At 47.0% G+C, this 22,464-nt stretch carries 18 protein-coding genes; 9 read left to right on the top strand and 9 right to left on the bottom strand.

The features are described from left to right. Nucleotides 1-39: 39 nt before the first annotated feature. Genes cimA through ilvD form a run of 4 tightly spaced genes read right to left on the bottom strand, consistent with a single transcriptional unit; the run spans nt 40 to nt 5,514 of the window. Nucleotides 40-1,638 carry a citramalate synthase gene (cimA, locus tag EYB58_RS19445; protein ID WP_111959955.1) on the bottom strand — a complete coding sequence of 533 codons (1,599 nt, stop codon included), beginning with the start codon at nt 1,636-1,638 and terminating at the stop codon, nt 40-42. Next, nucleotides 1,635-2,126, bottom strand: coding sequence for an acetolactate synthase small subunit (ilvN, locus tag EYB58_RS19440; RefSeq protein WP_111959953.1), 492 nt, complete (start codon nt 2,124-2,126; stop codon nt 1,635-1,637). Before ilvN ends, cimA begins: the two co-directional genes overlap by 4 nt. A gap of 14 nt (nt 2,127-2,140) precedes the next feature. Next, complete coding sequence (ilvB, locus tag EYB58_RS19435) at nt 2,141-3,832, bottom strand: biosynthetic-type acetolactate synthase large subunit (protein WP_111959951.1); 1,692 nt, start codon at nt 3,830-3,832, stop codon at nt 2,141-2,143. 11 nt (nt 3,833-3,843) lie between these two features. Further along, nucleotides 3,844-5,514 (bottom strand): dihydroxy-acid dehydratase, encoded by a 1,671-nt coding sequence (gene ilvD, locus EYB58_RS19430; protein ID WP_111959949.1) that lies wholly within the window; start codon nt 5,512-5,514, stop codon nt 3,844-3,846. 455 nt (nt 5,515-5,969) lie between these two features. Here ilvD and EYB58_RS19425 point away from each other — a divergent pair, with 455 nt between their 5' ends. Further along, a complete protein-coding gene (locus tag EYB58_RS19425; protein WP_111959947.1) occupies nt 5,970-8,528 on the top strand; it encodes a response regulator in 2,559 nt (852 codons plus the stop codon). Continuing rightward, on the top strand, nt 8,525-9,673 hold the full coding sequence (locus EYB58_RS19420; protein ID WP_111959945.1) for a response regulator: 1,149 nt from the start codon (nt 8,525-8,527) through the stop codon (nt 9,671-9,673). Before EYB58_RS19425 ends, EYB58_RS19420 begins: the two co-directional genes overlap by 4 nt. A 4-nt stretch (nt 9,674-9,677) precedes the next feature. Here EYB58_RS19420 and larB read toward each other — a convergent pair whose 3' ends face one another. Together larB and EYB58_RS19410 are read right to left on the bottom strand one after the other, a co-directional pair. After that, complete coding sequence (larB, locus tag EYB58_RS19415) at nt 9,678-10,439, bottom strand: nickel pincer cofactor biosynthesis protein LarB (RefSeq protein WP_111959943.1); 762 nt, start codon at nt 10,437-10,439, stop codon at nt 9,678-9,680. 7 nt (nt 10,440-10,446) lie between these two features. Next, nucleotides 10,447-11,598 (bottom strand): ParM/StbA family protein, encoded by a 1,152-nt coding sequence (locus EYB58_RS19410; RefSeq protein ID WP_111959941.1) that lies wholly within the window; start codon nt 11,596-11,598, stop codon nt 10,447-10,449. Nucleotides 11,599-12,383: 785 nt separating this feature from the next. Here EYB58_RS19410 and nhaA point away from each other — a divergent pair. The 4 genes from nhaA (at nt 12,384) to EYB58_RS19390 (ending at nt 17,740) form a co-directional block, all read left to right on the top strand. Continuing rightward, entirely contained in the window at nt 12,384-13,787 is a 1,404-nt protein-coding gene (gene nhaA / locus EYB58_RS19405) for a Na+/H+ antiporter NhaA (RefSeq protein WP_111959939.1), read from the top strand. Nucleotides 13,788-13,823: 36 nt separating this feature from the next. Beyond that, entirely contained in the window at nt 13,824-15,650 is a 1,827-nt protein-coding gene (locus EYB58_RS19400; RefSeq protein ID WP_131072121.1) for a sensor histidine kinase, read from the top strand. After that, a complete protein-coding gene (locus EYB58_RS19395) occupies nt 15,622-16,281 on the top strand; it encodes a response regulator (RefSeq protein ID WP_111959935.1) in 660 nt (219 codons plus the stop codon). The genes EYB58_RS19400 and EYB58_RS19395 overlap by 29 nt, the downstream gene beginning before the upstream one ends. A 397-nt stretch (nt 16,282-16,678) precedes the next feature. Beyond that, nucleotides 16,679-17,740 (top strand): cytochrome-c peroxidase, encoded by a 1,062-nt coding sequence (locus tag EYB58_RS19390; protein ID WP_111959933.1) that lies wholly within the window; start codon nt 16,679-16,681, stop codon nt 17,738-17,740. A 206-nt stretch (nt 17,741-17,946) separates the two neighbouring features. On the opposite strand, the gene EYB58_RS19385 is transcribed toward EYB58_RS19390, so the two are convergent. From EYB58_RS19385 to EYB58_RS19375, 3 genes are all read right to left on the bottom strand, one after another. Beyond that, a complete protein-coding gene (locus tag EYB58_RS19385; RefSeq protein ID WP_111959931.1) occupies nt 17,947-18,747 on the bottom strand; it encodes an endonuclease/exonuclease/phosphatase family protein in 801 nt (266 codons plus the stop codon). Nucleotides 18,748-19,026: 279 nt separating this feature from the next. Beyond that, nucleotides 19,027-19,278, bottom strand: coding sequence for a hypothetical protein (locus EYB58_RS19380; RefSeq protein WP_131072120.1), 252 nt, complete (start codon nt 19,276-19,278; stop codon nt 19,027-19,029). 17 nt (nt 19,279-19,295) lie between these two features. Next, on the bottom strand, nt 19,296-19,994 hold the full coding sequence (locus EYB58_RS19375; RefSeq protein ID WP_111959929.1) for a cytochrome c biogenesis CcdA family protein: 699 nt from the start codon (nt 19,992-19,994) through the stop codon (nt 19,296-19,298). A 345-nt stretch (nt 19,995-20,339) separates the two neighbouring features. Between EYB58_RS19375 and EYB58_RS19370 the strand changes: the two genes are divergently transcribed. The 3 genes from EYB58_RS19370 to draG are packed head-to-tail and all read left to right on the top strand — an operon-like array spanning nt 20,340 to nt 22,404. Continuing rightward, complete coding sequence (locus EYB58_RS19370; protein ID WP_111959927.1) at nt 20,340-20,639, top strand: rhodanese-like domain-containing protein; 300 nt, start codon at nt 20,340-20,342, stop codon at nt 20,637-20,639. A 29-nt stretch (nt 20,640-20,668) separates the two neighbouring features. Beyond that, complete coding sequence (locus EYB58_RS19365; RefSeq protein ID WP_111959925.1) at nt 20,669-21,469, top strand: NAD(+)--dinitrogen-reductase ADP-D-ribosyltransferase; 801 nt, start codon at nt 20,669-20,671, stop codon at nt 21,467-21,469. Between the two features lie 17 nt (nt 21,470-21,486). Beyond that, a complete protein-coding gene (gene draG / locus EYB58_RS19360) occupies nt 21,487-22,404 on the top strand; it encodes an ADP-ribosyl-[dinitrogen reductase] hydrolase (RefSeq protein ID WP_111959923.1) in 918 nt (305 codons plus the stop codon). The last annotated feature ends 60 nt before the right edge of the window (nt 22,405-22,464 follow it).

Genomic DNA, 22,464 nt, shown 5'->3' with positions numbered 1-22,464 from the left:
AATAAAAATATCTATTCACTTGATGCGGCCGCCTTTGCTTCATTTTTTATGGTCCAGCGCCAGTTTATACTGAAAACTGTCCGCCAGCGCCTGCCATGAGGCTTCGATAATATCCTCGGAAACACCAATGGTTGAAAAGATATTGTCCGTATCCCGGGACTCGATCAATACCCTGACTTTTGAATCGGTTCCGTCGGATCCGTCAATAACACGAACTTTAAAATCCACCAGATGAAGGTCTTTGACGCCGGGATACATGGTCGCCAATGCCTTTCTCAGGGCATTATCAAGGGCAGATACCGGACCTTCGCCTTCGGCTGAGGTGATTTCGGTTTCGTTTCCAACCCGGATTTTGATCATGGCATGGGAATAACAGGGGCGTTCCTTGTCCTTTTCCACCACCACTCTGAAGGATTCCAGATCAAAATGGGATTGATACTGCTCTGTGAGTTTTTCCATGAGCAGCTTCAGGGTCCCTTCCGCTGTGTCAAATTCATACCCGTAGTTTTCCATCTCCTTGATGTTGTTGACAATCAAGGTCTTTTTGGATTCGTCATCGCCCAGATCAACCCCAAGTTCCTTGGCCTTATAGACAATGTTGCTCTTGCCGGACTGCTCGGATACCAGAACCCGTCGGCGGTTGCCCACAAGTTCCGGAGCTATGTGTTCATAGGCTTTGGGGTTTTTCATGATGGCCGACACATGAACCCCGCCTTTATGCGTAAACGCAGAGTGACCCACAAAGGGTCTGGAGGCGATGGGCTGCATATTGGCTGTCTCAGATACAAATCTGGACAGATTCTGTAGCTTGGCCAAATTTTCTTCACTGATACAATTCCTGTGCATCTTAAGAGCCAGGATGGGGATAATCGCTGTGAGATCGGCATTGCCGCAGCGTTCCCCATATCCGTTTATTGTGCCCTGCACCATGGTTGCACCGGCATGCACTGCGTTGATGGTGTTGGCAACAGCCATGGCACAGTCATTATGGGTATGTATACCAAAAATGACATCATCATAATTTTTGAAATGGGCAATGATTTTCCTGGTGATGGTGTCAATGTCACAGGGGAGGCTGCCGCCGTTGGTGTCACACAGTATCAGACAACGGGTCCCACCTTCCAAAGCCGCTTCCAGGGTTTCCAGCGCAAAATCGGCGTTGGCCTTATATCCGTCGTAAAAATGTTCAGCATCATAGAAGACTTCACGACCCTGGGCCTTGAGATAGGATACGCTTTGCGTAATCATGGCCAGGTTTTCTTCCCGGGTATTGTTCATGATCTCTGTGACATGCAGATCCCAGGATTTGCCGAAAATTGTAACCACTGGCGCATCTGAATCAATCAGGGCCTTGATGTTGCCGTCTTCTTCACAGGTTGAATTTTGTCTTCTTGTGGATCCGAATGCGCAGATTTTGGCCTGTTTGAACTGTTTGTCCCTGACCAGATCAAAAAAAGCCTGGGCCCCTGGATTGGAGCCGGGCCAGCCCCCTTCAATGTAGTGGATACCGGCATCATCCAGTCGCATGGCGATTTTGAGCTTATCCTCGGGGGAAAAGAAAATATTTTCCCCCTGCATCCCATCGCGTAAGGTTGTGTCGTAAAGCAAGGCTTTTTTCTTTGCTTTTACTACATTCATTTTCCGGTCTCCCTGCCCAGGGCAATGGTGCCGGTGGAGGCAATCTCAACAATGCCCATGGGCTTCATCAGCTCAACAAAGGCCTTTATTTTGCCTGAATCTCCTGACACTTCAATAATAAAGTGTGAGCAGCCCACATCAACGATCCTGGATCTGAAAATATCAACAATCCGCATAATTTCAGCCCGTTTTTCGGTTTTTGCATGGACCTTGACCAGGACAAGCTCACGCTCCACATATTTTTTTTGCGTTAAATCATTAACCGTGATGACATTGATCAGCTTATGCAGCTGTTTTTTGATCTGTTCTATGATGTGTGCGTCACAGAAGGTGGCCAAGGTGACCACTGAAACATCCGGATCTGCTGTTTTTGCAACGCTTAAGGAGTCAATGTTAAACCCGCGGCCCGAGAACAGGCCTGAAATCCGGGACAGAACCCCCGGTTCATTGTCCACAAGAATTGATAAAATATATCTGTTGGTTTCCATATCAATTTTCCTTTTTAAACCAGAAGCATATCAGTGATGGCCCCGCCTGCCGGAACCATTGGATAGACCGATTCTTCACGGTCTACAACAAATTCCATGATCACCGTACCGGGGGTATTCAATCCCGTTTCAAGGGTCTGGGTCACCTTGGCCGGATCGTCACACCTGAAACCGGTTGCCCCGTAAGCTTCGGCAAGCTTTACAAAATCGGGCTGGGCCTCCATATTGGTGTCGGCATATACTTTGTTGTAGAAAAGTTCCTGCCATTGGCGCACCATCCCAAGATAGCGGTTGTTTAAAATAACGATTTTTACATCCAGTTTTTCAGCGACAGCCGTCATCAGCTCCTGGGAATTCATCTGTATTGAGCCATCCCCTGCCACACAGACAACTGTTTTGTCAGGGGCCGCGGCCTTGGCACCGATGGCTGCGGGCAGGCCAAACCCCATAACACCAAGACCGCCTGATGTTATAAAATGATTGGGCGCTTCAAAATGATAGTACTGGGCCGACCACATCTGGTTTTGCCCCACTTCCGTGGTAACAATGGCTTTGCCTTGGGTGACCTCATACAGTTTTTCAACCACATATTGCGGTTTGATGGTGTCAAAGGACTGGTCGTACGTCAGAGGTGTCAGCTCTTTCCACTCGTTGATGCGGTTCATCCATGCATCCCGGTCGTTCATAAAATTTTCAGGTGCTTCTTTTTCCATAAGCGCGGCAATACTTGCCAGGGCCATTTTGCAGTCCCCTACAATGGGGCAGTCAACGTTAACATTTTTATGAATGGATGTGGGGTCAATGTCGATTTGAATGATTTGTGCGTCAGGTGCAAATTTTTCAAGGTTGCCGGTTACTCGGTCATCAAATCTTACACCAGCCGCAAAAATCAAGTCGCTATGGCCAATACTCATATTGGCCCGGTAGGTGCCGTGCATGCCGAGCATGCCAAGCCAATTATCATCGGATCCTGGAAAGGCACCAAGTCCCATCAGAGATGCCGTAACTGGGATATTGGCATATTTTGCAATCCGGGTAAATTCATCGCTTGCACCGGATGAAATGATGCCGCCACCGCCGAACATTACGGGACGGCGGGCCTCTTTGAGCATTTTTATAGCCTTTGTCAACTGCTTTTTATTCGGTTTGTAATTGGGCTTGTAGTTGCGCATTTTTGTAGGCCCGGGTATCTCAAACTCAATTTGCGCCTGGACAACATCCTTGGGAAGATCCACCAGTACAGGACCGGGGCGGCCGGATCCGGCAATGAAAAAGGCTTCCTGGATGATCTCCGCAAGCTGGTTTGGATCTTTGACCAGGTAGTTGTGTTTTGTGCAGGGGCGTGTGATGCCGACGATGTCCACTTCCTGGAAAGCATCATTGCCGATAAGGCCTGTGGGCACCTGGCCTGTAAAGACGACAATGGGAATGGAATCGCAATGGGCGGATGCAAGTCCTGTTACGGCATTTGTGGCACCGGGTCCCGAGGTGACAAGTGCGACACCGGTGGATTTATGCGCCCTTGCATAGGCATCGGCCATGTGAACAGCCCCCTGTTCGTGTCGCACCAGAATATGGCGCAAGTCGTCATGTTTAATGATTTCATCATGGATATCAATGGTGGCACCGCCGGGATATCCGAAGATCGTGTCAACACCCTGTGCCTTTATCATCTTAATCAGGATTTGGGCCCCTGTAAGTTTCATTATCCGCTCCTTTATTTAAATATGGCACCATTGCCGGCAGATGTCACCATCTTGGCATAACGGGCCATATAACCTTTTTTGATTTTGGGTTCGGGTTTTTTCCAGTCTGCTTTTCGCAGGGCAAGTTCATCTTCAGGTACCATCAATTCAATGGTTTTGTTGGGAATATCAATGCGGATTTGATCTCCTTCATTTACAAAGGCAATCAGGCCGCCCTGGGCCGCTTCCGGAGATACATGGCCGATACTTGCGCCTTTGGTGCCACCGGAAAACCGGCCGTCCGTGATCAGGGCACAGCGGTCATCAAGCCCCATGCCTGCAATGGCTGATGTGGGGGTGAGCATCTCGCGCATGCCGGGCCCCCCGGCCGGTCCCTCGTACCGGATCACGATGACATCGCCCGGATTGATCTGTCGCTCCATGATTGCGGCGCTTGCATCTTCTTCACAATCAAATACCCTTGCAGGCCCCTGGTGCTTCATCATTTCCGGCAGAACCGCAGACTGCTTAACCACACAGCCTTCGGGTGCAATATTGCCGAACAATACGGCAAGCCCGCCCTCCTTATGATAGGGATCGTTAACCGGCCGAATGACATCAGGATATTTCACCTTAACTTTTTCAAGGTTTTCTTTGATGGTTTTACCCGTGGCTGTCACAAGACTTGTGTCGATCATGTTGTTGTCACTAAGTTCCTTCATGACAGCCTGGATACCGCCGGCTGCGTCAAGATCTTCAATATGGTCCTTTCCACCGGGGCTTAAGGAGCATAAATGGGGGGTTCTTTTGCTCACTTCATTAATCAAATCCAGAGGAATATCCACACCGGCTTCGGCCGCCACTGCTTTAAGATGCAGAACCGTATTGGTGGAACAGCCCAATGCCATGTCCACGGCCAGGGCATTCATAAAGGCTTGCCGGGTCATTATTTTGTCCGGGGTAATATCGTGTACCACCAGATTCATGATCTGCATACCCGCAGCTTTTGCCAGGCGCACCCGGCTGGACATGGGTGCCGGAATTGTGCCGTTGCCCGGCAGTCCCATGCCGATGGCTTCGGTGAGGCAGTTCATTGAATTGGCCGTGAACATGCCTGCACAGGATCCGCAGGTGGGACAAGCTGCATTTTCCATTTCCAGAAGTTCTTCTTCGGTCATTTTGTCGCTTTGTACTGCACCCACCGCCTCGAATATGGTGATCAGGTCGATTTTTTTTGCCCGGTCATGGGGATGACGTCCTGCCAGCATGGGGCCGCCGCTGACAAAAATGGCAGGAATGTTAAGCCTTGCCGCAGCCATCAGCATGCCCGGCACAATTTTGTCGCAATTGGGCACCATGACAATACCGTCAAAGGGGTGGGCCATGGCCGTCACTTCAATGCTGTCGGCAATAAGCTCCCGTGATGCCAGTGAATAGTGCATGCCGATATGATTCATGGCAATACCGTCACATACGCCGATGGTGGAAAATTCCATGGGGGTGCCGCCGGCCATGGAGATACCGGCCTTGACGGCTTTGACAATAGAGTCCAAGTGCATGTGTCCCGGGATCAGTTCATTGGCGGAATTGGCAATCCCGATCAGGGGGCGGTTAAGCTCTATATCGGTGTATCCCAAGGCTTTGAGCAGGCCCCGGTGGGGTGCTCTTGCCACGCCCTGTGTTGCAATACTGCTTCTTTTCATTTTTAAAAAGTCTCCTAAAAGCAAAAAAGCCGTTACCAGCCCCCCTTCGGGGCTGGTAACGGCTTTTTTTCATTAATCTTATTTAAGCCACTAATCGCCCCTTCGTCCGGAGGTGACAATAATCACCTCCACGATAATGAGGACCACTAGGCTGTTAATAATATTTGTTTTAATCATAATATTTTACTCTTACTTAAGAATATTAATTATATATAAATAACATTAATGTCAAGAAAAAATAATACTTTCGCCAAATTAAATTTCCACCTGACAGGCAGGCATTAAATGAACTGCGTCTGTTCAGAAATAAGGATTTTTATTCAACCAAGAAATTGAGCAAAAATGCTATTCCTGAGCGCCCACGAATTAGGGTTTGACATACAAACAGCCAGCCAGTTATAGTATTCCTATATCCACATCTTAAACACCATGAATTTAGATTGACGCAACTCTACATGATCACTGATAAAGATCCATCAATCCGGTTGTCATCCATTATGACGGCAATTATATTCTGTCTGGCAGGGATGGGTGTGTATGCCAAAACCCTTGCCCTGATTGCACCATCAATTGCAACAGTCTGCCTGATATGGGCCGCACATCATCTATTAGGTGGGCGATCTGCCGACAGATCCGCAATCCGGGGGCGCAGTATTCTATTGATTTTTACAGTTTATATCACCTGGTTTTCTTGTCTTACCGGCGGTATTTTCAGTCCCGGGCTCTTTTTTTTCATCATTGTTATGGCCGGAACCGTTCTCTGCGTGGATTTGTCCGGTTTTTTTGTTCTATTCTGTTTTTTTGCAGCCTTGCTTGCCTTTTTTTATTTTGGTCCTTCCTGGGGGCCAGGTGTATTGAATCTCAACGAATTTCGTCTTGTGGTTTTTGTCATTCTGTTTTCCGGTATTGGATCTGTCTTGTTTTTAATTTTCAAAAAACAGCAGGAGCTTATCAAAAAACAGCAGACGGCTGTTGACTTTTCCCAAAAAGTTCAGGAAGAAGCCAAAAACGCCATCGAAGTTAAGGATAAATTTTTGGCCAACATGAGCCATGAAATACGAAATCCCATGAATGGGGTTTTGGGCATGCTTCACGTTCTTCTTGACTCTGAGCTTGATGCCGAGCAAAGACGCTACGCAGACATTGCCCATAACAGTGCCAAAGCCCTTTTAACCATTGTTAATGACATTCTGGATCTGTCCAAAATTGAAGCAGGCAAAATTGAACTTGATATCCGTCCCTTTGATCTTGAAATCGCCATTAAGGATATTGTCTCTTTACCGGAATTGCAGGCCAGGCAAAAAGGACTTGAATTTGTATATAATATAGATACGGATGTACCAAGACTGCTTAAAGGTGATATCGGCAGAATACGCCAGGTGATCTTGAATTTCACCAGCAATGCCATCAAATTCACTGAAACCGGGTCTGTGACCTTGAATGTGACACTCAAAGAGGACAACGAAGAGTCCGCGTTGATCCATTTCAGTGTGGATGATACCGGTATCGGTATTAACGATGATGTGCTCAAAGGCCTTTTTTCGCCTTTTGTTCAGGCCGATGCATCCATAACAAAGAAATATGGCGGTACCGGTCTTGGTTTGTTCATATCAAAACTGTTCATTGAGTTAATGGGTGGTCAGGTAGGTGTGGACAGCATTGAAATAATAGGCTCCACGTTCTGGTTTGAAGCGCCCTTTGAAAAACAGTTGCCCGAGGAGATTGCCCAGGACCCGTCTGCCGTTTCCGGAAATGAAATCAGGCTGATTGCCGTATCTGACAAACCGGAACCCAGCACCCGGCTGACTAAAATACTTGATCGGGTCGGGTTTGATTATAAGATGTGTGAACACGATCAACTTATTGAACTTGTTACCCTTGCGAATACAACTTCAACCCCTTTCCATGTGATCATTATGGAGGTCAGCGAATCCGATCAATATGCAAGGAATATTGGTCTGGAATTCAGCCTGAATCCTGATTTGAACAACCTTGCGTGTATTCTCGTCACTGCGGTGGGTAAACAGGGGGATGCAAAAGAATTTGAAGACTTGGGCTTTTCAGCCTTTTTAAGTTTCCCTTTGGACAAAACCATTCTCCATGATGCCATTCACACGGTGCTTTCACCAACCTACCGGAAAAGCAGCCAGGCCATTGTTACCCGGTATGCCCTTGCAGAACGCAAAAAAAGATCATTTAAAATTTTAATAGTGGATGACATTGAAACCAATGTGGTGACGGTAAAGGAAATTATAAGCAAACAGGGATACCAGACCGATTCAGCATCCAACGGTCTCCAGGCGCTTGAAAAGGCGAAGGATAATGAATACGATTTGATTTTCATGGACTGCCAGATGCCGGAAATGGACGGTTATGAAGCCAGTCGTCGGATCCGGGCATATGAATCCTTGGAAAAACTTGACGCAACCCCCATCATTGCCATGACCGGAAACGCTTTTGAAAGGGACCGGCAGGCCTGTAAAATCGCCGGTATGGATGATTTTATTGCAAAACCGGTCAATCCCCATGCGTTAATTGAACTTATCAATGCGTATAAGCTGAAATCCTCGTTGGTTTCGGTGGCATTTGAAATCCCGGATTCCGACATGCCTGATCATGATATGCATGACGTTGAGAAACAAGAACAGGTCTCAGTAGTTTTGGAAGATAACGATGCGCCGGTACTTGCCTTTGACCGGATCGGACTTCTTGAACGGTTTGGTAATGACGAGGAACTGGCTGGAGAAGTCCTTGCATCCTTTCTTCAGGAAGTGGACGAGCTTGTTGATAAACTTGTGTCGGCTGTTAAAAAAGAGCCTTTTGATCCTGAATATGTCAAGACCTGCGCCCATGCGTTAAAAGGCGGTGCGGCCAATGTAAATGCAGATCAGTTGAGACGAGCCGCCTTTGACATCGAAACCCGAGCCGAGAATGCTGTGCCGTCGGACCCACTGGTCGTACCCGAAATGCTTAAGGAATATTTGAATCGGTTTAACGAAAAGGCCCTTTTATGATTGATATTAAAACTATGACCATACTGATTGTGGATGACATGAAAAGCATGCGTCTGACCCTGCGGAAAATGCTGCGGAATCTTGAGATCGGCAAAGATCTTCTGTTTGCGGATAATGGGAAATCAGGCTTGAGTACGCTGAAAAATTCTTCCTGTGATTTAGTCATTGTTGACTGGAGTATGCCCGAAATGAACGGAAGCCAAATGTTGGCCAACCTGCGCCGGGACCCAACTATCAGGGATATTCCTGTTGTTATGGTTACAGCCGAAAACGAACGCGATATTGTGGCCGATGTTGCAGAATACGAAGTGGACGGGTATCTTCTTAAACCATTGACCCTGGCCGCTTTGGATACAAAGATAAAAAGCGTTATTGAGGCTGCCAACCACCCGGAAAAGGCAAAGCTTCATCTGCTCGAGGCAAGGGCGTGTGAAGAGGCCGGCAATATTGAAGGCGCCATAGACGAAACCCGAAAAGCCTTGGCGCTTAAACCCAAAGCATCACGGATTTTAAGAAAACTTGGGCTGTTATACCTTGAGACCAAGAAAACGGAAATTGGTGAAAAATGTCTTCAAAAGGCCGTTGCCGTCAACTGTCAGGATACGATTTCCCGAAGCCATCTGGCCAAGTTATACATTAACAAGCGCGCATTTAAACGGGCCGCCCAGCTTTACATGGAAATTCTCTCTTTCAGCACCAGGTATTTTGATTCAGCTGTTCGTCTAAGTGAATCACTTTTGATTAACGGATTCAGGAATGAAGGAAGAATGCTTTTTTCGCGTATTATGTCAAAAAGCCGCTCCAACAGGGTGCTTCAGGAAAAAATTATTAATATCTGCCTGGAGAACCAGGAATATGAGTTTGTGGCCGAGATTGTTACTGAGGCGATCAAAGAGAATCCTTCCAACATGGATTTAATGTATAAAGCCGGCACCATTTATCTTGAAACCGGTGATCAGGAAAAAGCCCTTGAATGCTTTGTCACTGTTGATAATAACAGGCGAGGGGATATTAAAACCAAACTTCAGATAGCCAAAATTCATTTTAACAATAGACGTATTCTCCAGGCAGACGACTATCTGAACCGCATTTTGAGAATTGATCCGTCAAATAAGGAAGCCTTAAAAATGCGCCGGCAAATATAGTGATTTAAAACTCAACCCCCACATGGTTAATGGTGGCGGCCATATAACCTGCCCCGAATCCATTGTCGATGTTGACCACAGCAATATTTGAACTGCAGGAATTAAGCATGCCCAAAAGCGCAGTCATACCGTTGAAGCTTGTGCCGTAACCAACACTTGTGGGCACTGCAATTACAGGCGATTTGACAAGGCCACCCACCACCGAAGGCAGGGCACCTTCCATGCCTGCGGCAACAATAATGACGGCCGCTTTTTCAAGGTCTGCCTGGTGGGCAAAAAGGCGATGGATGCCTGCAACCCCGACATCAAAAAGCGTTTTTACCTGGTTACCCATGGCCTTTGCCGTTAAATAGGCTTCCATTGCCACCGGAATATCTGAGGTTCCTGCACTGACGATAAGAATCGTACCTCGGCCTGTAATGGCAGGGGGCTGTTTTTCTATTTTTAATAGATGTGCGTCATCAAAGTATTGCGCATTGGGAAACCGTGAAAGAACCGTGTTTGCCTTTTCCTGGTCAATGCGGGTAACAAGTACGATATTTTCCGATTGTTCCAGTTTCTCAAGAATGGCAATAATCTGTGCAGTTGTTTTGCCCTGTCCGAAAATCACCTCGGGAAAACCTTTGCGAAGGGCCCTGTGATGATCCACATGGGCACAACCGATATCTTCAAACGAGAGGTGTTTTAATTGATCTGCCGCCTGGCCCACGGGCAGTGCGCCGTCGGCCACCATGGAAAGAAGTTTGGTTAATGTATCAATGTTCATATAGCGTCTAAGCGTTTTGCCTTCTCAACCAGGCAAGTCCTTTCCTTGCTTTATCTGTTTCTTCCGAAGATGGTGCCTCTTCCCGGGTTGACGGCTCTTCTTTCTCTTCTTTAGGAGCCGGTGCTGCCTGCCGGGAAGGTATCGTCTTGTCTTTTCCCCATTTGTAATGACCAAATTTACAATATCCCTGAACATTATTAAACCGGGCGTCAATGTTCGTGGGAATAGGGATCACATTGCCTTCAATAGATGGTATCAGAAATTCGGCCAAAGGGATAGACCCTCCCCCGGATACGATAATGATGTCAATATCCCAGTCATTTTTCCATAGTCGGTTCAAATCAGAGGAAATGCTTGAAGCGGCATGTGCATACACGCGTTTTTTAAGATTGAGAATATTGTACTCCTTGCCCCGGATTTTAATCACGCCGGATTCCATGAACTTAAAAATTTTGTAAAGTTCAATATTGATGCCGCTTTCTTGGCGCAGCTTATCCGCGATTACGGAAAAGCATTTGGACACCCCTGTGTCCATGGTTGACGAACCCCTTTCAATGTATTGAAGATGGTCAAAAATGGAAAAATCAGTTGTTTTAAAACCAATATCCACCACTCCGAGTTTGGAGGCCGCAAGATCCCTGTCGCAGATTTTTCCGTTATCGTCAAAAATCAGGTTGAAGATGGACCCAATAGGCTGGGGTATGACATATACCTTGTCAATTGAAAGTTTTCTATGTTCATCTGGTGCGTCCTGGTGGTGATAGATGATTTCGTGTTCACCCTGGATAATTTCTTTAAGCCGCTTGGTATCCCGTTTTAAGTACGCAACAGGTAAGCCGGTTACCACATTGATCGGGCCATAGGTCTGGGAACATGTACCTGCCGCTGCAAGGGCCAGAATCTTGATGAATTCTTCCACCATTTTTTCCTGGTCAAGGGTATATTCGGTCAGGCTGGACTGTCGTTCGGCATAGGATCCTAAAAAATAAGTTTTATTGTCCAGGGTAATATGCAGATTGGCCGTTGCTGCAGCATCGCCCATGGATGACATAAACTGAATTTCGGCTGCGTCGCCGATGAGGGATTTGAAAATGACCGAATTTTGTCCGTTGTATGCTTTTGTAAAACCAAACCCCACATCTATGCCGATGATTTCCATGTTCTGACCTCCTGATGTAATCTGCTTAGATACGTTGTGAACTGTTTTGAAATTTTGCATGACAAAGCTATCACTGTCCCCATAATCAGTCAAGGAATCAGGGTGATGACATTTAAAAAACAGTCCAGCAATGATCGCTGTGGATGTCAGGACTATCGATCATCGGCCGTTCGGGCAAATCAATATTGACCGGCAGTTCTCGGACGTTTTCATGGAATTCATTGTTTTTGGGATGGGGACTGCTAACCCGGCGCCCTTCGTTTGGGGACGGCACTGATATTTCTGACATGGTGATGATCGGAATTAAGAATACGGGTATCTACCCATTTACCCGTTCCGGTTGGCAAAATATAATAGTTTTTTATTTTTTTGATAAAAGAAGAACATTACAAAAATAAGGCCTATGATCGGAATAAAATATTCCAAAATATGGTTTAGAATTTTCGTTCGTATTCAAGGCGTGGCAATGGGAGCATATTGAAGTATATGTACCCATTGACACAACGAAGAAAACGGATGAAAAGGCAAACCATGTGGAAGGTTTTATTTTGAACTTGGGCCTAATATATTTGAAGACAACAAAGGAAAATACCCATGTCCACAAAAGAGTATTTTGATAGACAAACTGGAATCTCAAATTACGGCCTGGGAAAAAGAGGCCAAAGCAAAACAGGCTTAAGCTGAAAAAAAGTAAGCCCAGGACGAAAACGAAAAAGCCGGTGTGGAACTCAAAGAGGAAATCACAAATATCCTTCTCTTAAAAATTATAGAAAATGGTTTGAAAAATGTCCAAGAAAGAAACAAAAGAACAGAATAAGTCAGGATCAAGGGATCAGTATATTGATCCCCAGGAGTGCGAGTATCTAACCACTTCGGAAGACTTTTCAGCGTTTCCGGACGAACCCATCGACAAGATGGTCGATCCGTTTAAACGCTTTTTGCATGTGGAATCGGCCAGCGGTTTTGTACTGCTTGGGGCGGCTGTTGCAGCATTATTGCTGGCCAATACCCCGGCCGCCGGCGGTTTTCAGGCCATTTGGGATACCCATGCGGCGATATCTGTCGGAAATATTACCCTGGACCTGTCGCTGAAACATTGGATAAATGATGGGCTGATGGCTATCTTTTTCTTTGTGGTCGGCCTGGAGGTCAAACGAGAGCTTGTAGTCGGGGAACTCAGTGACATCCGAAGCGTCGTCCTGCCCATTGCTGCAGCAATTGGCGGCATGCTGGTACCTGCCGGCATTTACCTGATGCTCATTAACGAGGGGCCGTCAACAGACGGCTGGGGAATTCCCATGGCCACGGACATCGCCTTTGTTGTGGGGCTTCTGGCCTTGCTTCGGGACAGGGTGCCAAACAGCTTGCGGGTCATGTTGCTCTCCTTGGCCATTGCCGATGATATCGGTGCCATTGTGGTGATCGCCGTCGGCTATACGGAAACAGTCCATCTGACAGCACTTGCCCTGGCCGTAGGCGGACTTTGCCTGACACTGGTGTTTTTCCGGTTGGGTATCCGCAATATGGCCGTGTACGGGCTGTGCATGTTGTTCGTGTGGGCGGCCCTGTATGAATCGGGCATTCACCCCACCTTGGCGGGGGTTGCTTTCGGACTGCTTGCCCCCACCCGCAGCTGGGTGGGCCAAGGACGACTGGGAACGATGGCGCGGCGTACGCTCTGCTACCTGCAGGGCGACCAATGGTCCGATCCCAAGGCACGGTACAAGGCGCTGCGTGACATGGAGGACGCGACCCGGGAATCCATCTCCCCCCAGCAGCGTTTTGAAAATCAGCTGCACCCTTGGACCAGTTTCGTGATTATGCCTCTGTTTGCCCTTGCCAATGCCGGTGTGGCACTGCGGCCCGAAGGGTTCACCGATCCTGTTGCCCTGGCTGTTGTCTGTGGTCTTTTTTTGGGCAAACCTATCGGTATTGTTGCGTTTAGTTGGCTGGCGGTGAAAACCGGGATAGCGCGGCTGCCGCGTGGTATTACCTGGGGGCCTTTGACCGGTGCAGGCTTTTTGGCGGGAATCGGATTCACCATGTCTTTGTTCGTTGCCGGTCTGGCCTTGGAGAATCCGGAGCTGGAAGCTGCAAAAACCGGTATCCTGGCAGCATCCCTGCTCAGTGCCGTTTTCGGCGCTGGGGTGCTGGTCTTTTTTCTTCCAACTCCAAACGCGAGGGAATAAACTTGATCCTACTCCTGCAATTAAATACTATTGGCCATGAAATTAAAAACAAAAATTCTGGGCGTTTTGTTGGCGGTGCTGCTCGTATACGGTGTTTTGAGCTACGTTATTGAACGTTTTGTGGTTTTTCCAAGTTTTGTTTTGCAGGAAAGGCTTGAGGCCGAGAAAGATCTGAACCGGTGTCTTGAAGCACTGAGAAGGGAAATTCATTATCTGGACGAATTTGTCCATGACTGGGCGGCGTGGGATGATGCTTATGAGTTCGTTCAGAACACAAATATGGACTTCATCCGGTCGAACCTTGTTCGTACAACTTTTATCGACAACAGATTAAACGTCATTATCCTTCTGGATCTGGATGGCCGTGTCCTCTGGAAAAAAATGTTGGATTTAAAGACCGGCCTGGAACTGAATATCAACCAATTCCCTGATGATCGTTTCCCATTGTCCCACGCATTCTTAGCACACACCAAAGATATAGAAAGCTGTGTTGCAGGGGTTTATGCCACCGATAAAGGTCCTCTTCTTGTGGCGTCCCGGCCTGTCATCCGAAGCCTGCACCTTGGACCGGCAAAAGGCTATATGATCATGGGGCGCTTTCTGAACGAGGCATACATGAGAACCCTGACGGACCAGACCAAGGTGGACCATTGGTATTGGCTTTCACAGGATCCGTCCATCCCGGCTGAATCCAGTTCCATATTTGAAAGCGTGCAAAAAAATTTAGGTCCCGTATTTGAAGAACAGGATAAAAACATGCTTTTTGTATACGATGTTTTCAAGGGACTGACCGATTCTTCTGACCTCATTATCCGGGCCGAAATTCCCCGGCAGATTATGAAATATGCAATGAACACCATGTTTTTTGTTCTGATTGCCACTGTTTTGGCCGGGTTTATCCTGCTGCTTGTGATGTTTTTCTTATTGAACCATGTCGTGATTGCGCCTTTGGGGAAACTGACAGCAAGGGTCGTTTCTTTAGGGAATTCAAAACAGACCTCATTTTCTCTTTTTTTAAACCGGAATGACGAAATAGGCATTTTATGCGGTGAGTTTCAAACGCTTTTTAATAAACTTGTCATAGTTCATGAAAATTTGAAACAGACCAATAGTCGTCTGAATCACGAAATCCGGGAGCGGAAAAGTTACGAAGAAAAACTCCAGTCCCAGCGGACCCGGCTGCGGCAACTCACTTACAAACTCCTGTTAACGGAAGAGAGGGAAAGAAGACGGCTTGCATCAGACCTTCACGACCAGATCAGTCAAAATCTGGCGATCTGTCAGTTAAAACTTTCAATGCTCAGGACGTCCTGGACTTCGGTCAATACGGCCCGGGCCGGGGAATTAAACGAGATAGAAGATAAACTTGATGAAATTATTCGGGAAACCCGGACCTTGACCTTTGAAATCAGCCCACCAATACTTTATGAACTGGGACTTAAGCCCGCCCTGGAGTGGCTTTTGGAAAACACCTGCAGGGAAAACGACATCGACACGCTTCTGGAGGGAGATCTGGAGGAAGATCGGCTGGATAACAGTCTGAGCATTCTTATTTTTAGGACGGTAAGAGAATTACTCCACAATATCATCAAACACGCAAACGCCTCAAAAATAACGATCCACCTGTCCCAAGGAGCGCATTTTTTTGAAATCTGTGTTACGGATAACGGAATTGGGTTTGATCCTGAAAAACAGTATAAAAGTATCGGATTCGGACTTTTCAGCATTCGGGAACGGTTCAACGCCATTGGCGGCAAGTTTACGGTCTTGTCTGAATCCGGTGCGGGAACCCGGGCCATTTTGAGAATCCTGCATAACAGCTTAAGGAAGCATCATGGAAATAAATATCATTCTCGCCGATGATCATCATGTGATTCGTGAAGGGCTCAGGCTGCTTCTTGAAAGTGAAAAAGATCTTTTGGTTCTTGCTGAGGCGGATAGTGGACGGGCCGCCCTGTCTGCAGTTAAAAAATTCAGACCGGATCTTGTGGTCATGGATGTCTCCATGCCTGAGTTAAACGGTATGGACGCCACCCGGAGAATCCTGTCCGAGGCCCCCGGCACCAAAGTTCTGGCTCTTTCCATGTATTCGGACAAGCGTTTTGTGGAAGGCATGTTTCAGGCGGGCGTATCCGGATATATCCTGAAAAACTGCATCGCAAGAGAACTGATTTCGGCCATCCGCCTGGTGGCAAAAGGACAGGTCTACATCAGCCCTGAAATTGCAGGAACCATTGTTGACGGGTACCTGTTGCGCTCTGTCTCTGAAAATGACACAAGTCGGCGCATAAACAGGAAAATGCTGACCGATCGGGAACGCGAAATTCTTCAACTGATCTCCGAAGGTCAAAACACCAAAGAGATCGCTGAAAAACTCCATGTAAGCACGAAAACCGTCGATGCCCACAGAAGAAACATCATGGAGAAGATCGGTGCCAATTCCATTGCGGAGTTGACCAAATTTGCCATACGGGAAGGGATTACCACCCTATAATTTGCGACAGAAAGCCACGCTGGATTTTATTATTTTCATGGCCCTCTAAGCCACTGGCTATGTTTAAATTAGGCCTTTTGCCAATATTTTTTCAAAATCGCATCTGGTAGAATAACCCATTATCGGTATCTATTATTCATCAAGTAGGGCTACATGCTGCCTTATGGCAGACACATTTTTTATAACGGCCATGGGCCGACCTGGTTTATCAATACCCAGGCTCAGCCCACAACAAAGGTTGAAAGATCTGAGTACCTTACCCAGACTTTCATATAAACAGCCATGGGCTGACTTGGTCTATCAATACCGAGGTTCAACCCACAACAAAGCATGAAAGTAATTCAGTCACTTATTGGAACTTTCATATAAAAATAAAAAATATCAAAAGGAGAGCAACATGATGAAAAAACTGACTGGCATTTTGATAAGTTCCTTATTTCTGATTTCGGCGGTATGGGCTGCCGGCGGCCTGCCCAACGTTGGTTCCGATATGGAAAAACTCGGGATGAGGCTTTATAATGACAAGAACATCTCTTATAACGGTACTCAGTCCTGCCGGGACTGCCATCACCACTTCAGTGGGTTTGCGGATATTACCAATTATCTGGATCCTTCTACCAACTTTGTTTCAACCGGCGCAGACGGTGTCAGCAAAGGCGGACGGAATGCCCCGTCCTCGGCCTATGCCGGGTTCAGCCCGAAATTGCATGTGAATGCTGCCGGAAATTATGTTGGCGGCATGTTCTGGGACGGTCGGGCAGACGGCTCTTCTGTACTGGAAGACCCCCTTGCTGAACAGGCACAGGGTCCGCCGTTAAATCTGGTTGAAATGGCCATGCCTAGTAAAGATGCGGTGATAGATGTGATTGCGAATTCCGATTATCTTAATCTGTGGATTAAAATTTTCGGCTCTGGATCACTTGATGACGTGGACGCCGCCTATGACAATTTTGGCAGAGCCATCGCGGCATATGAACGCTCAAACGACGTGACTAAATTTACCTCAAAGTTTGACACAGCAAAGCTTGCTCTTACTGCTACGGAGCAGGCAGGACAGGCTCTTTTCGAGACCAAGTGCGCTTCATGTCATTCCATGGAAGCGGATTTTAATGCGCCGGCGTCACTTTTTACCAATTATCAATACGCCAACATCGGTGTTCCGGCTAACCCGGGAATTCCATCGGAAGCGGACTTAGGTCTGGGACCTGTGGTTGACGATGATACCCAAAACGGAAAATTCAAAATTCCAACCCTGCGCAATATCTCGCTGTCAGCCCCTTATTCCCATAACGGGGTTTTTCCAACCCTCATGGAAATGCTGGAGTTTATCAATGACGGCACCAGTTTTGTACCGGAAGTTTCAGAGAACCTGTCAGACAAAGTTGGAAACCTGGGGCTGTCAACGACACAGCTGGAAAATATCGAAGCCTTTTTAATGACTTTGACCGATGATTATTAATAATCGATAATATAAAATATTGAAAAAACCCACGAGCGTCTGCCTTCACAATTTTTGGAGATAATTCCTGGAACGGCGGAGGCAGGACGCCAACAAAGGAGAAAAAGCCATGACAAAAACAAGTAACCAACGGCAAAAGAAGCCAATACTAATTTGAAGTATGGTATAGGAGATTTGTATTACTGAATTTTCACGGCAGGCCGGGCTTAAAGCATCCAGGCAAAATCGGCTCGAACCGGGTAGTGATCGGATGGGAAAAGACCGTTAAAGGAGTCCTGTATCACCTGTTCGGATACGGGAGACAGACCGTTCCTGTATAGTATCCAGTCGATGTGACGCCCTGTTTTTTTCCCGGTAAAATCGTGGAAGGTGGTGATGGATTCTCCTTCCTTGACCAGACCAAATCCCCGGGATTTAAAACACCGATGGGCAGGCGAACCCGGGGTGGTGTTAAAGTCGCCGGTGATGATCTGCGGCACGCCCTTTGGAAAACGTTTAAGAAATTTCATAACCAGGCCGGCGCTTTTTTGCTGGACCTCGGACGTGAAATCAAAGTGGGTGTTGACCATGAGCAGATACCGGTTTTTCTTTTTAAACCATCCAATGACGCACTGCCGGGGCCATCTGGAACCGGGAAGCCGGGAGAGGATGTCCGGGGTGTGGCTTAAGAAAAAGTGACGGTGCCCCAGGCATTCCCAGGACGAGTCGAAAAGGATCAGGTTGTTCTGCCACCATTTAACCCCTTTGTTGTACCAGCCAATGTGATCGTGGTGTCTCAGTGACCGGATCAAAAATTCGGCCTGGAAATGGTTGACCTCCTGGAAGCCGATAAAATCGTTGGGGTATGTTTCCAGGATTTTTGACACCAGAGGTTTCCGGTGTTCCCAGGCATGGGGACCACCGTCCTTGGCCAAACCGAACCGGAGATTAAACGTCATCACGGTGACCGGCTCATCGGTTTTGTTTTTGACCTTTTCGGAAAAGGGTATGGGAAAGATCTTTGTCATTGGGACATAGAATGCGATATTCCTTTCCGCCTGTCAACACCCGGTCGCACTCGGACAGGTCTTCAGAGGGCAGAGCAGGTGGACGAATCCATCCGATTCAAAGCCTGATTGAACCTCAATAAAGAAGAAAAGTTATACATCTTTATATTTAGCGGGTTGTGTGCTCCCTTCCGGCTCCTGCACTTAGGCCCGCAGATTAAATAATTTGAACGAAATAGCTTGCCTTTTGGCCCATCTACTTCGTTGCATCAAAGGTCCAATCGACCTGCTATTCAACCTTTAATGCGCCTTGTAGATGAACCAAAATTCGGCGTTCTTTCTGCCCAACTTATTTAATCTGCGGGCCTTAGGACTGCCAGGGCCTGGTTGACGACGATCAATGAAGTTACAGACAGACGTCAGGGGTACCCCAAGCCCCCGGGCAAGTGCCGGTGCAAAAGGGTAGACCATACGCCGGGCGGTATTCAACATTAGTTTGCTGAACGTTGCCACACCAATAAATGCGGTAAACGCATGCGATCGGCTTATCATAAATTTCTTGCCGGAATTTAAAAGGCTGCCAGAAGCCGGAATTTGTCAAAGATCAACAGCAAACCAATGACAATGAGAAGCCCGCCTGCACATTTATTGATAACGCCCATGACCCGGGTGGCCTTTTTCATGAAACTGATCATGGAGTTAATGAAAATGGATATCACAATAAAAGGCAGGGCCATGCCCGCAGAATAGGTGGCCAGCAGCAGCACGCCTTTGAGGATGGTGTCCTGGCTGCCTGCCACAATGAGAATGCTGCCCAGCATGGGGCCGATGCACGGACTCCATCCGGCGCCAAAGGCCATGCCGATCAAAAATGTACCAAACAGATGAAAGGGTGTCTCCTTGAAATGAAATTTACGTTCAAACTGAAAACTTTTAATATTGATAATACCGAGCAGATGCAGCCCGAAAAGAAGGATAATGCCGCCGCCCACATAACGCACAACCCAGGAATACCGGGAGGCAAGTCCGCCGAGAAAGGAGGCGGATGCTCCGAACAGGATGAAAATAAAGGAGAATCCGCCTACATAGGCCAGGGTGGACAAAATTACTTTTTTGCGCACGTCTTTGTCGTCAGCTGTCAGTTCATCTAAAGAGAGTCCTGTGATAAAACTGAAATAAGCCGGGATCAACGGCAGCACACAAGGGGACAGAAAGGACAGAAGGCCTGCCGCAAACGCTGCAGGAAATGTAATAGTCTGGGTCAGCATGGCATTGTTTCCTTTATTATTAATTGTGAGGTTTAAGCTAAGCTTTTTGGGCGTGGTTTTCAAGCCTGATCAACCGTTCACTGGTCAGGCGATTTATCAAGGACGTTTAAATAAATAATACTGTTATCGACAGGTTGTTTCTGATAAAACTTTTTCCCATAGATAATTGGTAGTTTAATTTTTTAATAACAAACTCAAGCATACAACATGGCAACCAAAGATAAGCATGTTTTTATTGTGGATGTCCGAACCCGTCCAGAGTAGGTTCTGGTTGGACATCCAACTATTGCATACCATGTTCCCATAAAATTTTGGACAAGAAAACATGTTGGCAAAGGATATGGTATGATATTGAATGAAAGTTTTTCAGAGGATCTTAAAAAACGATTCAATCCTGAAACCGATACGCTTATTTTTATGTGTCGAAGTTGTAGCCACTCTTGTGAAGCAACAAACATAGCATATTTAAAGGCCAGCTGGCCGCTTGATAAAATATACAATATGATGGGCGGATTTGAAGGTGATAAAGAAAAAAACGAACATAGTGCGTTGTATGGAAAGCGTGTGCTCGGTGTTTGGAAGAATGAAGGACTGCCATGGACGTATAAAGTAGACTCAAAACTTGCCTATCCTGAGGCAGATTAAAAAGTGTGAAGGTTATTATAAAATAATTTATGGCAGATTATCATTATCAATACAGCTTGTGCAGCGTGCCGGCGTGGGTCATTGGCTCCCGCGAATTCAACGTCAATCCTACCTCCTTAAGTGTTCATGGTGTACGAGCAACCCATGCCCATTTTTTCAAAAAGTTGGATAATCTTTCCAGCTGGGAAGAAAGAGCCAGAATATTTCAAGATTATATGGAGGTTGCGTTTCATCTTCATCAATGGCGAGAAAAAGGTGATGTTGGTGAGCTGCTCAGTATAAAACACAGTTATTTAAGATTTCTTCGGGGCTGGCTTTTTAATGCCGATTCTGTTGAAGGGGCGGTCTTGAAGGGATGGGTGCAAAGCAGGATGGGGCTGCCCCCAACCTATCATGGCGGCCGGATTAGCGGAAAAGAGAGCGACGAGTATTTATCATACATGAAGGATCGTATGAAAGGTTCAGGGCGGACCAACGCTATTTTCAACCAGCTGGATCTTCTCTATGAATTTGTTCAGTACGAGATGGAACGTCGCGATCCGAACACCTGTCACATTACCCTTTTCAGAGGTGTTCATGGGTTTTACGATCATGAATTAATTGAATGGGACAGCAAGACGGGTAAAGGGGTGGTCCGGCTCAATAATCTAAATTCCTTTACCCATGATTTTGAGCGGGCCTGGGAATTTGGAACATTCGTTATTGAAGCCAGGGTGCCTGTTGCAAAAATTTTTTTTGATGGCGCTTTTCTCCATGCCGGGATACTCAAGGGGGAAGAAGAAGTGTTGGTCATTGGCGGTTTGTACGATATTTCCAGACGAATCATATAACAGGGAAACCATCATTCATGCAGTCGGTTCGGGTACCAGACAGAAAGCAAATTGTGGAAAAGGCAAAAGGGGCCTTTGTCGGTCTTGCCATTGGAGATGCCCTAGGGGCGACTACCGAGTTCATGACGCCCGAGGAAATTAAATTACAATATGGCGTACATAAACAGATCATCGGGAAAGGATGGCTGTATCTTAAAGCCGGTCAAGTAACAGACGATACTGAAATGTCGATTTGTATAGGGCGGGCCATTCGAAATTCCCAGGGATGGAATCTTACGGCCGTAGCAGAGGAATTTGCCAATTGGGTAAAAGGTCGACCGATTGATGTCGGCTCCACATGTGCCCGGGGAATCAGAAACTACATTCTCCACCAGACCCTTGAAGCGGCACCGAGTCGTTGGAGTGCCGGAAACGGGGCCTTGATGCGCATGCTTCCCGTTGCGCTTTACACACTGGGAAATGAAGATTCTCTTGCTCAATACGTGGTGGAACAGGCCCACCTGACGCACAATAATCCTTTGTCTGATGCGGCATGTATATTTTTTGGCCGTTTGCTGCATGAGGCCATGATGGGCGCCACATTGAGTCAACTTCTGGTCCATACCGACAATTTTGTGGATGAACATCCTGATTTTTGTTACCGCCCGTATCCGGGTAAAAGCTCTGCCTACGTTGTGGACACGGTGCAGACCGTTTTCCACTTTTTATTTTCAACGACAACCTTTGAAGATTGCCTCGTTGGTACGGTAAACCAGGGGGGGGATGCGGATACGACCGGCGCCTTGGTCGGGATGCTTGCAGGTGCTGTTTACGGGGTCGACGGAATACCGAAACGCTGGTTGAAACGATTGGATTCTCGTATTTACTCAGAGGTTGATGAGCTTTCAGAATATTTGGTGGACCACTCTCCGGCACTTTTGTCGTTGAAGGATTGATATAAGTAGGTGGACAAAAATAATTCTTGTTTTATTATTGCTTTGCAATAAATCATTGTT

Source organism: Desulfobacter hydrogenophilus (genome assembly GCF_004319545.1).
In the GTDB taxonomy this organism is placed as follows: domain Bacteria; phylum Desulfobacterota; class Desulfobacteria; order Desulfobacterales; family Desulfobacteraceae; genus Desulfobacter; species Desulfobacter hydrogenophilus.
Note: the sequence above shows the minus strand (reverse complement) of the source record. Positions and strands in the feature narration are given on the sequence as shown.